A 15,670-nucleotide genomic window follows, 5' to 3' on the forward strand; every position below is an offset into this window, starting at 1 on the left:
GTGCAGCGAGCGCGTTGTTATCTTCTGGGTGAAACCGCAGTGGTTCTGGAACTTGAGCCTCCGGTGACGCTTGCCACGCAAAAGCGTATCTGGCGTCTGGCTCAGCGACTGCCCGAGCTACCCGGCGTGGTTGAAGCTATTCCGGGTATGAATAATATCACCGTGGTGCTGCGTGATCCGCACACGGGGGCGCTGGATGCCATTGAGCGTCTGCAACGCTGGTGGGAGGAGAGCGAGGCGCTGGAGCCGGAATCGCGCACGATTGAGATCCCGGTTGTCTATGGCGGCAAGGGAGGCCCCGACCTTGGCGTGGTGGCCGAGCACTGTGGATTAACGGAGAAGCAGGTTGTGGAGCTGCATAGCTCAGTCGACTATGTTGTCTGGTTTTTGGGATTTCAGCCGGGTTTCCCTTATCTGGGCGGGTTATCGCCCCAGCTGCATACGCCGCGCCGGGCTGAGCCGCGCCTGAGCGTACCGGCGGGCAGCGTGGCGATTGGTGGCGAGCAAACGGGAATTTATCCGCTCGCTTCACCGGGAGGCTGGCAGCTGATTGGGCACACGTCCACGCCGTTATTCGAACCAGGCCAGGACGCGCCCATACTCCTGCGTCCGGGGGATACGCTGCGCTTTATCCCGCAGAAGGAGGGAGTATGTTAACGCTTATTCGCGCAGGGCTTTACACCTCGGTACAGGATGCCGGGCGTTTTGGGCTGCGTCAGTCGGGCGTGAGCTACTGCGGTGCGCTTGATCGTCCCTCGCTGGAGATTGCCAACCTGCTGGTAGGTAACGCAGGCAGCACGGCGGCGTTAGAAATTACGCTGGGTCAGTGCGTGATTGAGTTTGGTCAGGAAACCTGGTTTGCCTTAACCGGCGCGGGCTGTGACGCGACGCTGGACGGCAAAGCGGTGTGGACCGGCTGGCGCCTGCGGGCGAAGGCCGGGCAGCGTCTGACGCTCAAGCGTCCTCTGCACGGCGTGCGTAGCTATCTTGCGGTAGCGGGGGGGATCGACGTGCCGGAGGTGCTGGGCTCATCCAGCACTGACCAGAAAGCGGGAATGGGCGGCCATGAAGGACGGCTGCTGCGCGACGGCGATCGTCTGCGAATAAAGACCTCAACGCGCCATTTCACCACCACGCAGGGCGTGAAACAGCTGCTGTGGGGGAACGTGATCCGCGCCTTACCAGGACCGGAATACCAGGAGTTTGATGAAGCCGCGAAAGAGTCTTTCTGGCGCTCGCCGTGGAAGATCAGCCCGCAGAGTAACCGCATGGGTTACCGGCTTCAGGGCCAGCCGCTGACCCGCACAACTGACCGGGAGCTGCTTTCCCATGGTCTGTTGCCGGGGGTGATTCAGGTGCCAGGCAACGGACAGCCCATTGTACTGATGAACGATGCGCAAACCACGGGAGGATATCCGCGTATTGCCTGCATTATCGAAGCGGATCGCTACCATCTGGCGCAAATTCCTCTCGGTCAGCCAATTCATTTTGTGCAGTGTTCGCTGGAGGAGGCACTGAAAGCCCGGCAGGATCAGCAGCGTTATCTCGAACAGCTGGCGTGGAGGCTCGATGGTAAAGATTGATTTAAACGCCGATCTGGGAGAGGGCAGCAGCGCCGATGCGGCGCTGATGACGCTGGTCTCCTCGGTGAATATCGCCTGCGGGTTTCATGCCGGCGATGCGCAGACTATGCTGGCGAGCGTGCGCAATGCCATGAAAAACGGCGTGGCGATAGGCGCTCACCCCAGCTTTCCGGACCGGGAAAACTTTGGCCGCACGGCGATGGATCTGCCGCCTGAGACGGTTTACGCGCAAATGCTCTACCAGATCGGCGCGCTGGAGGCGATAGTGCGCGCTGAGAATGGCGTGTTGCGCCACGTCAAGCCGCACGGCATGCTCTATAACCAGGCGGCGAAAGATCCGGTGTTGGCGGATGCTATTGCCCGTGCGGTGCGGGACTGTAATCCGCAACTGATTCTGGTTGGCCTGGCGGGCAGCGAGCTTATCCGTGCCGGCGAACGGCTGGGGCTGATTACGCGGCAGGAAGTGTTTGCCGATCGGGGATACCTGCCGGACGGCAGCCTGGTTCCGCGCACGCAGGCCGGTGCGCTGATCACCGACGAAGGTAAAGCGCTGGCGCAGACGCTGGAGATGGTGCGCTTCGGGCGAGTAACCTCAACGGAGGGTACAACGGCAAACGTTCAGGCTGATACGGTGTGCTTACACGGTGACGGCGAGCATGCGCTCCAGTTTGCGCGACGCCTGCGGACGGCGTTCTCGGAAGAGGGCATTGTTGTCAGCGCAGAATAATCATGAAAGGACAATAACATGCCAGAAGGTCCGGAGATCCGCCGCGCGGCGGATAGCCTGGAGGCGGCGATAAAGGGCAAACCTCTGACACACGTCTGGTTTGCCTTTCCTCAACTCAAACCGTTTGAAGCGCAGCTGGTGGGACAGACGGTGACCCACATTGAAACGCGCGGCAAAGCGTTACTCACCCACTTTTCCCATAACCTGACGTTATACAGCCATAATCAGCTTTACGGCGTCTGGCGGGTGGTGGAAGCGGACGAGCAGCCGCAAACGACCCGCGTGCTGCGCGTGCGGCTACAAACGGCGGATAAGGCGATCCTGCTCTACAGCGCTTCTGATATCGAAATGTTAACGCCGGAGCAGTTGCTCACGCACCCGTTCTTACAGCGGGTTGGGCCGGACGTGCTGGATATGCGCCTGACGGCGAGCGATGTGAAGGCCCGACTGCTATCGCCCACATTCCGCAACCGGCAGTTTTCCGGGCTGTTGCTCGATCAGGCATTTCTGGCGGGGCTGGGAAACTACCTGCGGGTGGAGATCCTCTGGGAAGTCGGGCTGGCACCGCAGCACAAAGCGTCGCAGCTAAGCGATGAAAAGCTGGAGGCGCTGTCGCACGCGTTGCTGGATATTCCACGGCTGTCGTACAACACGCGTGGCATCGTAGATGAAAACAAGCACCACGGGGCGCTGTTCCGGTTCAAGGTGTTTCATCGGGCGGGTAAAAAGTGTGAGCGGTGCGGCGGGATTATCGACAGGATTATGCTCTCTTCGAGACCCTTTTACTGGTGTCCACATTGTCAAAAATAAAAAAGCCGGGTGGCGGCTACGCCTTACCCGGCCTACGTTTCGCATTTGTAGGCCCGGTAAGCGGTAGCGCCACCGGGCTTAACTTTTAGCGCTTCAGGTCAGACTTAAAATCACGCTGCTCGTAGCCGGTATACAGCTGACGAGGACGGGCGATTTTCATGCCTTCGCTGTGCATTTCGTTCCAGTGCGCAATCCAGCCCACGGTACGCGCCATGGCGAAGATCACGGTGAACATGGAAGACGGAATGCCCATCGCTTTCAGAATAATGCCAGAGTAGAAATCGACGTTCGGGTAGAGTTTCTTCTCGATGAAGTACGGGTCGTTCAGTGCGATGTGTTCCAGCTCCATCGCCACTTCCAGCAGATCATCTTTGGTGCCCAGCTCTTTCAGCACTTCGTGGCAGGTCTCACGCATGACGGTCGCGCGAGGGTCGTAGTTTTTGTAAACACGATGACCGAAGCCCATCAGACGGAAGGAGTCATTCTTGTCTTTCGCGCGGCGCACGAACTCAGGAATATGCTCAACGGAGCTGATCTCTTCCAGCATCTTCAGTGCTGCTTCGTTCGCGCCGCCGTGCGCCGGTCCCCACAGGGAGGCGATACCCGCAGCGATACAGGCGAACGGGTTCGCGCCGGAAGAGCCTGCGGTACGGACGGTAGAGGTCGAGGCGTTCTGTTCGTGGTCAGCGTGCAGGATCAGAATACGGTCCATCGCGCGTTCCAGCACCGGGTTCACTTCATACTCTTCGCACGGCGTGGAGAACATCATGCGCAGGAAGTTACCCGCGTAGGAGAGGTCGTTGCGTGGATACACAAACGGCTGACCGATAGAGTATTTGTAACACATCGCCGCCATGGTAGGCATTTTGGAGAGCAGACGGAACGCCGCAATATCACGGTGACGTGGGTTATTCACGTCCAGAGAATCGTGGTAGAACGCCGCCAGCGCACCGGTAATACCGCACATAACCGCCATCGGATGAGAGTCACGACGGAACGCATGGAACAGACGGGTAATCTGCTCATGGATCATGGTGTGACGGGTCACGGTGGTTTTAAATTCATCGTATTGAGCCTGCGTCGGTTTTTCGCCGTTCAGCAGGATGTAGCACACTTCCAGATAGTTGGATTCGGTGGCTAACTGATCGATGGGGAAGCCGCGATGGAGCAGGATACCTTCGTCACCGTCAATGTAGGTGATTTTGGATTCGCAAGATGCGGTGGAGGTGAATCCAGGGTCAAAGGTGAATACCCCTTTGGAACCCAGCGTACGGATATCAATAACATCCTGACCGAGCGTGCCTTTTAGCACATCCAGTTCAATAGCATCATCACCATTTAGGGTGAGTTTTGCCTTTGTATCAGCCATTTACGGTCTCCTTAGCGCCTTATGCTTAAGACTGCGCTTTACCGGATTTGCTTTCAGCTGTTAATCATCGTTACCAGATTGTTATTTGGCTTACCGCTCAGCTCACGAGGAGAAACCAGGGTACAGAGCTATGGCGCCTTGCAGGTAAACGAATGAAATATCAGTGAAACAACAGCAAATCAGCGTTTTTGCAGTCCGAATTATTCAAACCTGTATATCACTAATAACTGTCCTGATAACTTCGGTCAATACCATCACACTGTTACATAACTATTTGTCAGGTGAAAGAGAGACCTCATAACTTTTGCGCATTATATGCCTTTTCTGATGACGTTTGTAACAATATTGTTTAACATTTGTCAAATCAGATGATTAAAATTTAAAAAGATGTTGTTATCGTGACCCCGATCACTGTTCCAGAGAAAACCCAACAAACTGTATGTAGGTTAATTGTAATGATTTTGTGAACGGCCTATACTGCCGCCAGGTCTCCGGAACACCCTGCAATCCCGAGCCACCCAGCGTTGTAACGTGTCGTTTTAGCATTTGGAAGCAATGTTTTGCATGACGCGCAGTTATAGAAAAGGAACGCTGTCTGACCCGCATCGCAGTCCGGAGGAAGGAAACAATAAGAACAGCATGTGGGCGTTATTCATGATAAGAAATGTGAAAAAACAAAGACCTGTCAATCTGGATCTCAAAACGATCCGATTCCCTGTAACAGCAATAGCGTCCATTCTGCACCGTGTTTCTGGTGTGATTACGTTTGTGGCGGTCGGTATCTTGCTGTGGTTACTGGGAACCAGCCTCTCATCCCCTGAAGGATTCCTCCAGGCCTCAGCCATCATGAACAGCTTCTTCGTGAAATTTATCATGTGGGGCATTCTGACCGCGCTGGCCTATCACGTGGTTGGTGGCGTTCGCCATATGCTGATGGACTTTGGCTACCTGGAAGAGACGTTCGAGGCCGGTAAACGTACCGCTAACATTTCATTTGTGATCACTGTCGTGCTTTCACTTCTCGCAGGAGTTCTCGTATGGTAAGCAACGCCTCCGCATTAGGACGCAACGGCGTACATGACTTCATCCTGGTCCGTGCTACCGCCATCGTTCTCACCCTTTACATCATCTATATGATCGGTTTCTTCGCGACCAGCGGGACGCTGACGTGGGAAATCTGGAGTGGTTTCTTCGGATCGGCCTTCACCAAAGTGTTCACCCTGCTGGCCCTGTTCTCCATCCTTATTCATGCCTGGATTGGCATGTGGCAGGTGTTGACCGATTACGTTAAACCGCTGGCGATTCGCCTTCCGCTGCAACTGATTATTGTTGTTGCTCTGCTGGTTTACGTCATTTATGGATTTGTTGTGGTGTGGGGTGTGTAATGAAACTGCCAGTCAGAGAATTTGATGCTGTTGTGATTGGTGCGGGTGGCGCAGGTATGCGCGCCGCACTGCAAATTTCCCAGAGCGGCCAGACCTGTGCGCTGCTCTCTAAAGTATTCCCGACCCGTTCCCACACAGTGTCTGCGCAGGGCGGTATCACCGTTGCGCTGGGTAATTCCCATGAAGATAACTGGGAATGGCACATGTACGATACGGTAAAAGGTTCCGATTACATCGGTGACCAGGATGCCATCGAATATATGTGTAAAACCGGCCCGGAAGCGATTCTGGAGCTGGACCACATGGGTCTGCCGTTCTCCCGTCTGGAAAATGGCACCATCTATCAGCGTCCGTTTGGCGGCCAGTCGAAAAACTTCGGCGGCGAGCAGGCGGCACGTACCGCAGCGGCGGCTGACCGTACCGGCCACGCGCTGCTGCACACGTTATATCAGCAGAACCTGAAAAACCACACCACCATCTTCTCCGAGTGGTATGCGCTGGATCTGGTGAAAAACGCCGATGGCGCCGTGGTGGGTTGTACCGCCCTGTGCATCGAAACTGGTGAAGTGGTCTACTTCAAAGCCCGCGCTACGGTGCTGGCGACCGGCGGTGCAGGCCGTATTTACCAGTCCACCACCAACGCCCACATCAACACCGGTGATGGTGTCGGTATGGCTATCCGCGCGGGCGTGCCGGTGCAGGACATGGAGATGTGGCAGTTCCACCCAACCGGTATCGCCGGGGCGGGCGTACTGGTGACAGAAGGCTGCCGTGGTGAAGGTGGCTACCTGCTGAACAAACATGGCGAGCGCTTCATGGAGCGTTATGCGCCAAACGCGAAAGACCTGGCGGGCCGTGACGTGGTGGCGCGTTCCATCATGATCGAAATTCGTGAAGGCCGAGGCTGTGACGGCCCTTGGGGTCCACACGCGAAGCTGAAACTCGACCATCTGGGTAAAGAAGTGCTGGAATCCCGTCTGCCGGGCATTCTGGAGCTGTCCCGCACCTTCGCGCACGTCGACCCGGTGAAAGAGCCAATTCCGGTTATCCCAACCTGTCACTACATGATGGGCGGTATTCCGACCAAAGTGACCGGTCAGGCGCTGACCGTGAACGAGCAGGGCGAAGACGTGGTCATCCCTGGCCTGTTCGCGGTAGGCGAAATCGCCTGCGTATCCGTGCACGGCGCAAACCGTCTGGGCGGCAACTCCCTGCTGGACCTGGTGGTATTTGGTCGTGCGGTGGGGCTGCATCTCCAGGAATCTATTGCCGAGCAGGGCGCGCTGCGTGATGCGACCGACGACGAAATCGATGCCTCTCTTGAGCGCCTCAACCGCTGGAACGGCAACCGTAACGGCGAAGATCCGGTGGAAATTCGTAAAGCGCTGCAAGAGTGTATGCAGCACAACTTCTCGGTATTCCGTGAAGGTGACGCGATGGCCAAAGGGCTTGAGCAGCTGAAAGCGATTCGCGAGCGTCTGAAGAATGCCCGTCTGGACGATACCTCCAGCGAGTTCAACACCCAGCGCGTTGAGTGCCTTGAGCTGGATAACCTGATGGAAACCGCGTTCGCGACCGCGATGTCGGCAAACTTCCGTACCGAAAGCCGTGGCGCCCATAGCCGCTTCGATTTCCCGGATCGTGATGACGAAAACTGGCTGTGCCATTCCCTGTATCTGCCAGAGTCGGAAACCATGACGCGTCGTAGCGTTAATATGGAACCGAAACTGCGTCCGGCGTTCCCGCCGAAGATTCGTACTTACTAATGCGGAGACAGGATAATGAAACTCGAATTCTCAGTTTATCGTTATAACCCGGATGTAGACGATGCTCCGCGTATGCAGGATTACACCCTCGAAGCGGAAGAAGGTCGCGACATGATGCTGCTGGATGCCTTAATCCAGCTGAAAGAGAAAGATCCTACGCTGTCGTTCCGTCGCTCCTGCCGTGAAGGGGTGTGTGGTTCTGACGGTGTGAACATGAACGGCAAAAATGGCCTGGCCTGCATCACGCCAATTTCAGCGCTAAACCGCCCTGGCCAGAAAATTGTTATCCGTCCTCTGCCTGGCCTGCCGGTCGTGCGTGATTTGGTGGTGGACATGGGGCAATTCTATGCACAATATGAGAAGATTAAGCCTTACTTATTGAATAATGGGCAAAATCCACCCGCTCGCGAGCACTTACAGTCTCCTGAGCAGCGTGAAAAACTCGATGGGTTGTACGAGTGTATTCTCTGTGCATGCTGTTCAACGTCATGCCCGTCGTTCTGGTGGAATCCGGATAAATTTATCGGCCCTGCGGGTCTGCTGGCTGCCTATCGCTTCCTGATCGACAGCCGCGATACCGAAACCGAGAATCGTCTGGAAGGGCTAAGTGACGCTTTCAGCGTATTCCGCTGCCATAGCATCATGAACTGCGTCAGTGTGTGTCCTAAGGGGCTGAACCCAACGCGCGCCATCGGCCATATTAAGTCGATGTTGTTGCAGCGCAGTGCGTAAGTAGTGAGAGGGGAGCGCTGTTCCCCTCACCCTAACCCTCTCCCAAAGGGAGAGGGGACAGATTGCAGAAACCTTTAAAAACTGCCCTGAAGTTTAGACAGTTTCTAAAGGTTCCTTCGCGGGCCAAATGAAAAGAGCTCGCAGGTGAACCCCGGCACGTACACGTGGTGTGCGTGGTAGTTTCTACGGCGAAAGTAAGCATAAAAATGCTTAAGGGATCACGATGCAGAACGGCGCAATGAAAGCCTGGCTGGACTCTTCTTACCTCTCTGGTTCAAACCAGAGCTGGATAGAACAGCTCTATGAAGACTTCTTAACCGATCCTGACTCAGTGGACGCAAACTGGCGTTCCATGTTCCAGCAGTTGCCTGGTACAGGGGTCAAACCGGATCAATTCCATTCCAAAACACGTGATTATTTCCGTCGTCTGGCGAAGGATGCCTCACGTTACTCTTCTGCGATTTCCGACCCTGACACCAATGCGAAGCAGGTTAAAGTCCTGCAGCTTATCAACGCTTATCGCTTCCGTGGTCACCAGCATGCGAATCTCGATCCGCTGGGACTCTGGAAACAAGACCGTGTGGCCGATCTCGATCCGGCGTATCACGATCTGACCGAGGCCGATTTCCAGGAAAGCTTTAACGTAGGTTCCTTTGCCATCGGCAAAGACACGATGAAGCTGGGCGATCTGATTGACGCGCTCAAGCAAACCTACTGCGGCTCCATCGGCGCGGAATACATGCACATTACCTCTACCGAAGAGAAGCGCTGGATCCAGCAGCGCATAGAATCCGTAGCGGGCCACGCGACCTTCTCGGCTGACGAGAAAAAACGCTTCCTCAGCGAACTGACTGCAGCAGAAGGCCTTGAGCGCTATCTGGGCGCGAAGTTCCCGGGCGCAAAACGCTTCTCGCTGGAAGGCGGTGACGCCCTGGTGCCGATGCTGAAAGAGCTGATTCGTCACGCAGGCAAGAGCGGCACCCGTGAAGTGGTGCTGGGCATGGCACACCGTGGTCGTCTGAACGTACTGGTCAACGTGCTGGGTAAAAAACCGCAGGACCTGTTCGACGAATTCGCGGGCAAACATAAAGAACACCTCGGTACCGGCGACGTGAAGTACCACATGGGCTTCTCGTCTGATATCGAAACCGAAGGCGGTCTGGTTCACCTGGCGCTGGCGTTTAACCCGTCGCACCTCGAGATCGTCAGCCCGGTGGTTATCGGTTCCGTGCGCGCGCGTCTGGATCGTCTGGACGAGCCGAGCAGCAACAAAGTTCTGCCAATCACCATCCACGGTGATGCGGCGGTGACAGGGCAGGGCGTGGTGCAGGAAACCCTGAACATGTCCAAAGCGCGTGGTTACGAAGTGGGCGGTACCGTTCGCATCGTGATCAACAACCAGGTGGGCTTCACCACCTCTAACCCGCTGGACGCACGTTCTACCCCGTACTGCACCGACATCGGTAAGATGGTGCAGGCGCCGATCTTCCACGTTAACGCGGATGACCCGGAAGCCGTGGCTTTCGTGACCCGTCTGGCGCTGGACTTCCGTAATACCTTCAAACGCGATGTGTTCATTGACCTCTTCTGCTACCGCCGTCACGGCCACAACGAAGCGGATGAGCCAAGTGCAACCCAGCCGCTGATGTACCAGAAAATCAAAAAACACCCGACCCCGCGCAAAATCTATGCTGACAAGCTGGAGAGCGACAAAGTGGCGACGCTGGAAGATGCGACCGAAATGGTCAACCTCTACCGCGACGCGCTGGATGCGGGTGAATGCGTAGTGAAAGAGCTGCGCCCGATGAACATGCACTCCTTTACCTGGTCGCCGTACCTCAACCACGAGTGGGATGAGAGCTACCCGAACAAGGTGGAGATGAAGCGCCTGCAGGAGCTGGCTAAACGCATCAGCACCGTGCCGGACGCTATCGAGATGCAGTCTCGCGTGGCGAAAATTTATGCTGACCGTCAGGCCATGGCGGCAGGCGAGAAGCTGTTCGACTGGGGCGGCGCGGAAACGCTGGCTTACGCGACGCTGGTTGACGAAGGCATTCCTGTTCGTCTGTCCGGTGAAGATGCGGGCCGTGGCACCTTCTTCCACCGTCACGCGGTGGTTCACAACCAGTCTAACGGTTCAACCTACACCCCGCTGCAGCACGTGCACAACGGTCAGGGCCAGTTCAAGGTCTGGGACTCCGTGCTGTCTGAAGAAGCGGTACTGGCTTTCGAATACGGTTACGCCACGGCAGAACCGCGCACCCTGACCATCTGGGAAGCGCAGTTCGGCGACTTCGCCAACGGTGCGCAGGTGGTGATCGACCAGTTCATCTCCTCCGGCGAACAGAAATGGGGCCGTATGTGTGGCCTGGTGATGCTGCTGCCGCACGGCTATGAAGGCCAGGGTCCGGAGCACTCCTCCGCGCGTCTGGAACGTTATCTGCAGCTCTGCGCCGAGCAGAACATGCAGGTTTGCGTGCCGTCGACCCCGGCGCAGGTTTACCACATGCTGCGTCGTCAGGCGCTGCGCGGTATGCGTCGTCCGCTGGTGGTCATGTCGCCGAAATCCCTGCTGCGCCATCCACTGGCGGTCTCCAGCCTGGAAGAGCTGGCAAACGGCACCTTCCTGCCGGCCATCGGTGAAATTGACGAGCTGGATCCGCAGGCCGTTAAGCGTGTCGTAATGTGTTCTGGTAAGGTTTATTACGACCTGCTGGAACAGCGCCGTAAAAACGATCAGAAAGATGTCGCCATCGTGCGTATCGAGCAGCTTTATCCGTTCCCGCATCAGGCGATGCAGGAAGTGCTGAAACAGTACGCTCACGTTCATGATTTTGTCTGGTGCCAGGAAGAGCCGCTCAACCAGGGCGCATGGTATTGCAGCCAGCATCATTTCCGTGAAGTGATTCCATTTGGGTCTGCCCTGCGTTATGCAGGTCGCCCGGCCTCCGCCTCTCCGGCGGTAGGGTATATGTCCGTTCACCAGAAGCAGCAACAAGATCTGGTCAATGACGCGCTGAACGTCGATTAATTAAAGGATACATAATGAGTAGCGTAGATATTCTTGTTCCCGACCTGCCTGAGTCCGTAGCAGATGCAACCGTCGCCACCTGGCACAAAAAACCAGGCGACGCGGTAACCCGTGACGAAGTGCTGGTAGAAATCGAAACTGACAAAGTGGTACTGGAAGTACCGGCTTCAGCGGATGGCATTCTGGATGCAGTCCTGGAAGATGAAGGTACGACCGTCACTTCTCGCCAGATCCTGGGTCGCCTGCGTGAAGGTAACAGCGCGGGCAAAGAGTCCAGCGCCAAATCTGAAGAAAAAGCGTCAACCCCGGCCCAGCGCCAGCAGGCGTCTCTGTCCGATCAGACCAACGACGCGCTCAGCCCGGCGATCCGTCGCCTGCTGGCTGAGCACAGCCTCGATCCGGCAGCCATCAAAGGCACCGGCGTGGGTGGCCGTCTGACGCGCGAAGACATCGACAAGCATCTGGCAAAAGCGCCTTCTGAGGCGAAAGCGGAAGCGAAAGCCCCTGCGGCAGCACCAGCGGCACAGCCCGCTCTGGGCGCACGTAGCGAAAAACGCGTGCCAATGACCCGCCTGCGTAAGCGCGTGGCCGAGCGTCTGCTGGAAGCGAAAAATTCCACCGCGATGCTGACTACCTTCAACGAAGTCAACATGAAACCAATCATGGACCTGCGCAAGCAGTACGGTGACGCGTTTGAAAAACGTCACGGTATCCGTCTGGGCTTCATGTCCTTCTACGTGAAAGCGGTAGTTGAAGCGCTGAAACGCTACCCGGAAGTGAACGCGTCTATCGATGGCGATGACGTGGTTTACCACAACTACTTCGATGTCAGCATGGCGGTTTCTACTCCACGCGGCCTGGTGACCCCGGTTCTGCGTGACGTAGATACCCTGGGTATGGCTGACATTGAGAAGAAAATCAAAGAGCTGGCCGTGAAAGGCCGCGACGGCAAGCTGACCGTTGAGGACCTGACCGGCGGTAACTTCACCATTACCAACGGCGGTGTGTTCGGCTCGCTGATGTCTACCCCGATCATCAACCCGCCGCAGAGCGCGATCCTGGGTATGCACGCCATTAAAGATCGTCCAATGGCGGTAGACGGTAAAGTGGAGATCCTGCCGATGATGTACCTGGCGCTCTCTTACGATCACCGCCTGATCGACGGCCGCGAGTCCGTAGGCTTCCTGGTTGCCATTAAAGAGCTGCTGGAAGATCCAACGCGTCTGCTGCTGGACGTCTAGTTTTTGCAGTCTTGCCCGGCGGCGCGTTGCTTGCCGGGCTTACAAAAGCACTACCTAACGATTACCTGAAGGATGGATAGAACACATGAACTTACATGAATATCAGGCCAAACAGCTGTTTGCCCGGTATGGCTTACCGGCTCCGGTGGGTTATGCCTGTACTACCCCGCGTGAAGCAGAAGAAGCCGCGTCTAAAATCGGTGCCGGCCCGTGGGTAGTTAAATGTCAGGTTCACGCTGGTGGCCGTGGTAAAGCGGGCGGTGTGAAGGTTGTTAAGAGCAAAGAAGAGATCCGTGCGTTTGCTGAACATTGGCTCGGCAAGCGTCTGGTAACCTATCAGACAGATGCGAACGGCCAGCCGGTTAACCAGATCCTGGTTGAAGCGGCGACCGACATCGCGAAAGAACTGTACCTCGGCGCAGTCGTAGACCGTAGCTCCCGTCGCGTGGTGTTCATGGCGTCTACCGAAGGCGGTGTGGAAATCGAAAAAGTGGCGGAAGAAACCCCGCACCTGATCCACAAAGTGGCTATCGATCCGCTGGCGGGCCCAATGCCTTACCAGGGTCGTGAGCTGGCGTTCAAACTAGGTCTGGAAGGCAAGCTGGTTCAGCAGTTCACCAAGATCTTCATGGGTCTGGCGACCATCTTCCTGGAGCGCGATCTGGCGCTGATCGAGATCAACCCGCTGGTGATCACCACCCAGGGCGACCTGATCTGCCTCGACGGCAAGCTGGGCGCTGACGGCAACGCGCTGTTCCGCCAGTCCGATCTGCGCGAAATGCGCGACCAGTCTCAGGAAGATCCGCGTGAAGCGCAGGCTGCACAGTGGGAACTGAACTACGTGGCGCTGGATGGTAACATCGGCTGCATGGTTAACGGTGCGGGTCTGGCAATGGGCACCATGGACATCGTTAAGCTGCACGGCGGTGAGCCAGCGAACTTCCTCGACGTGGGCGGTGGCGCAACCAAAGAGCGCGTAACCGAAGCGTTCAAAATCATTCTCTCTGACAGCAACGTGAAAGCGGTTCTGGTGAACATCTTCGGCGGTATCGTACGTTGCGACCTGATCGCCGACGGTATCATCGGCGCGGTAGAAGAAGTGGGCGTTAACGTTCCGGTTGTTGTACGTCTGGAAGGGAACAACGCTGAACTCGGCGCGAAAAAACTGGCTGACAGCGGCCTGAATATTATTGCAGCGAAAAGTCTGACGGATGCAGCTCAGCAGGTTGTTGCCGCAGTGGAGGGGAAATAATGTCCGTTTTAATTAATAAAGATACCAAGGTTATCTGCCAGGGCTTCACCGGTAGCCAGGGGACTTTCCACTCCGAACAGGCAATTGCCTACGGTACGCAGATGGTAGGCGGCGTAACGCCAGGTAAAGGCGGCACCACGCATCTGGGCCTGCCGGTGTTCAACACCGTGCGTGAAGCGGTAGAAGCGACGGGCGCGACCGCGACCGTGATCTACGTTCCGGCGCCGTTCTGCAAAGACTCTATTCTGGAAGCGATCGACGCAGGCATTAAGCTGATCATCACCATCACCGAAGGTATCCCGACGCTGGATATGCTGACCGTGAAGGTGAAGCTGGACGAAGCAGGCGTGCGCATGATCGGCCCGAACTGCCCAGGCGTTATCACCCCGGGCGAATGCAAAATCGGCATCATGCCGGGCCACATTCATCGCCCAGGCAAAGTGGGCATTGTGTCCCGTTCCGGTACCCTGACCTATGAAGCGGTTAAGCAGACCACCGACTACGGTTTCGGCCAGTCCACCTGCGTGGGCATCGGCGGTGACCCGATCCCGGGCTCTAACTTCATCGACATCCTGAAGCTGTTCCAGGAAGATCCACAGACCGAAGCGATCGTGATGATCGGTGAGATCGGTGGTAGCGCGGAAGAAGAAGCGGCTGCTTACATCAAAGATCATGTGACCAAGCCGGTGGTGGGTTACATCGCGGGTGTGACCGCGCCGAAAGGCAAACGTATGGGTCACGCGGGCGCGATTATCGCAGGCGGTAAAGGTACGGCTGATGAGAAATTCGCAGCACTGGAAGCCGCAGGCGTGAAAACCGTTCGCAGCCTGGCGGATATCGGTGAAGCACTGAAATCCATCATTAAGTAAGTCCTCTCTGCTCCCCGTATGGGGCGCGTTGAAGTATAAAAAAATGTCCGTTTCGACATGGTTGGCCGCTGTAAAGCGGCCTTTTTTTATTGTCTGCGTTTAGCCACCAGAGTGAATTTATAGTCGTCGGAGTTAAACACGTTGCGACTGTATTCAAATATCCGGCCGTCTTTCAGAAAGCCACGGGAGACTTTTTCCAGAATCGGTTTTGCCGGATCGAGCGCCAGGGCGGCAATCGCCTCGTCCGATGGCATGACTGGCACCAGCTCCTGCTCGCTGCGATCGATAACCATCTTTTTGATCTGCTCAATGTAATGGTATTTCGACTGTTCCATCACTTCCCAGGTGAGGTCGGGGAACATCGCCAGCGGCATCCATGTCTCTTCCAGATTCACCGGCTTTTCCCTGATGAAGCGTACGCGCTTGACGTGCCAGACCTTATCATTTGGATTGAGCGCCAGTTTTGCCGCGAGCCGCTCATCGGCTTTCACCACTTCGAAGACGCTGACGTCGCTGTGCGTATCGACGTTGCGATCCGCCAGCTTTTCGTAAAAGCCGGTGAGCTGGTAAATATCGTAATTCACCCGCTCCTCTTTTACATACGAGCCGCTGCCCTGAATGCTTTCAATGATCTGCTCGTCGGCGAGCAGCTTCAACGCCTGCCGCACGGTGACACGGCTGACGCTAAACGCCTCCTGAAGGCTGGATTCTGTCGGCAGCGCGTCGCCAGGTTTTAACTCACCGGCATTAATTTTCTCGCGGAACGCATCGGCGATCTGCCGGTACATCGGTTTATTGCCCATTGTGTCGCGCCTTTTTAATACGTTTTCAGGGAATTATGCCTTCAGCGGCGGATTTGTAAATAATACAAATAAGATACAAATTTCGGTGTTAGTGAAAATGAT

General features: G+C 56.2%; 14 protein-coding genes. 12 read left to right on the forward strand and 2 right to left on the reverse strand.

The features are described 5' to 3' along the window. The 4 genes from pxpB to nei are packed head-to-tail and all read left to right on the forward strand — an operon-like array spanning nt 1 to nt 3,120. Nucleotides 1-657 carry a 5-oxoprolinase subunit PxpB gene (gene pxpB, locus SK47_RS05780; protein WP_003858633.1) on the forward strand — a complete coding sequence of 219 codons (657 nt, stop codon included), beginning with the start codon at nt 1-3 and terminating at the stop codon, nt 655-657. Beyond that, nucleotides 651-1,583 carry a 5-oxoprolinase subunit PxpC gene (gene pxpC / locus SK47_RS05785; RefSeq protein WP_023315643.1) on the forward strand — a complete coding sequence of 311 codons (933 nt, stop codon included), beginning with the start codon at nt 651-653 and terminating at the stop codon, nt 1,581-1,583. The genes pxpB and pxpC overlap by 7 nt, the downstream gene beginning before the upstream one ends. After that, nucleotides 1,570-2,310, forward strand: coding sequence for a 5-oxoprolinase subunit PxpA (gene pxpA, locus SK47_RS05790; RefSeq protein ID WP_023315644.1), 741 nt, complete (start codon nt 1,570-1,572; stop codon nt 2,308-2,310). Before pxpC ends, pxpA begins: the two co-directional genes overlap by 14 nt. Nucleotides 2,311-2,328: 18 nt before the next feature. Beyond that, a complete protein-coding gene (gene nei, locus SK47_RS05795; RefSeq protein ID WP_023315645.1) occupies nt 2,329-3,120 on the forward strand; it encodes an endonuclease VIII in 792 nt (263 codons plus the stop codon). A gap of 85 nt (nt 3,121-3,205) precedes the next feature. Here the strand turns inward: nei and SK47_RS05800 are convergent, their stop codons facing one another. Next, nucleotides 3,206-4,489 carry a citrate synthase gene (locus SK47_RS05800; protein ID WP_003858624.1) on the reverse strand — a complete coding sequence of 428 codons (1,284 nt, stop codon included), beginning with the start codon at nt 4,487-4,489 and terminating at the stop codon, nt 3,206-3,208. Nucleotides 4,490-5,128: 639 nt separating this feature from the next. Here SK47_RS05800 and sdhC point away from each other — a divergent pair. The 8 genes from sdhC (at nt 5,129) to sucD (ending at nt 14,765) form a co-directional block, all read left to right on the forward strand. Next, a complete protein-coding gene (gene sdhC, locus SK47_RS05805; RefSeq protein ID WP_026080740.1) occupies nt 5,129-5,533 on the forward strand; it encodes a succinate dehydrogenase cytochrome b556 subunit in 405 nt (134 codons plus the stop codon). After that, complete coding sequence (gene sdhD / locus SK47_RS05810) at nt 5,527-5,874, forward strand: succinate dehydrogenase membrane anchor subunit (RefSeq protein WP_003858621.1); 348 nt, start codon at nt 5,527-5,529, stop codon at nt 5,872-5,874. The genes sdhC and sdhD overlap by 7 nt, the downstream gene beginning before the upstream one ends. Continuing rightward, on the forward strand, nt 5,874-7,640 hold the full coding sequence (gene sdhA / locus SK47_RS05815; RefSeq protein WP_003858619.1) for a succinate dehydrogenase flavoprotein subunit: 1,767 nt from the start codon (nt 5,874-5,876) through the stop codon (nt 7,638-7,640). Before sdhD ends, sdhA begins: the two co-directional genes overlap by 1 nt. A 15-nt stretch (nt 7,641-7,655) precedes the next feature. Then, the gene (sdhB, locus tag SK47_RS05820) at nt 7,656-8,372 is read left to right on the forward strand and encodes a succinate dehydrogenase iron-sulfur subunit SdhB (RefSeq protein WP_003858617.1); all 717 of its coding nucleotides are present in this window, start codon (nt 7,656-7,658) and stop codon (nt 8,370-8,372) included. Between the two features lie 223 nt (nt 8,373-8,595). Beyond that, nucleotides 8,596-11,403: a 2-oxoglutarate dehydrogenase E1 component gene (gene sucA, locus SK47_RS05825; protein WP_048243627.1), complete on the forward strand. Its 2,808-nt coding sequence runs from the start codon at nt 8,596-8,598 to the stop codon at nt 11,401-11,403. A gap of 14 nt (nt 11,404-11,417) precedes the next feature. Continuing rightward, nucleotides 11,418-12,644 carry a 2-oxoglutarate dehydrogenase complex dihydrolipoyllysine-residue succinyltransferase gene (gene odhB, locus SK47_RS05830; protein ID WP_003858613.1) on the forward strand — a complete coding sequence of 409 codons (1,227 nt, stop codon included), beginning with the start codon at nt 11,418-11,420 and terminating at the stop codon, nt 12,642-12,644. An 85-nt stretch (nt 12,645-12,729) separates the two neighbouring features. Beyond that, nucleotides 12,730-13,896, forward strand: a complete 1,167-nt coding sequence (sucC, locus tag SK47_RS05835) for an ADP-forming succinate--CoA ligase subunit beta (RefSeq protein ID WP_003858611.1) — start codon at nt 12,730-12,732, stop codon at nt 13,894-13,896. Further along, the gene (gene sucD / locus SK47_RS05840) at nt 13,896-14,765 is read left to right on the forward strand and encodes a succinate--CoA ligase subunit alpha (protein ID WP_003858609.1); all 870 of its coding nucleotides are present in this window, start codon (nt 13,896-13,898) and stop codon (nt 14,763-14,765) included. Before sucC ends, sucD begins: the two co-directional genes overlap by 1 nt. A gap of 86 nt (nt 14,766-14,851) precedes the next feature. Here the strand turns inward: sucD and SK47_RS05845 are convergent, their stop codons facing one another. Further along, a complete protein-coding gene (locus SK47_RS05845) occupies nt 14,852-15,568 on the reverse strand; it encodes a GntR family transcriptional regulator (RefSeq protein WP_032665443.1) in 717 nt (238 codons plus the stop codon). Between the last annotated feature and the right edge of the window lie 102 nt (nt 15,569-15,670).

The sequence above is a fragment of the Enterobacter sp. BWH52 genome, assembly GCF_001037565.1.
In the GTDB taxonomy this organism is placed as follows: domain Bacteria; phylum Pseudomonadota; class Gammaproteobacteria; order Enterobacterales; family Enterobacteriaceae; genus Enterobacter; species Enterobacter hormaechei_C.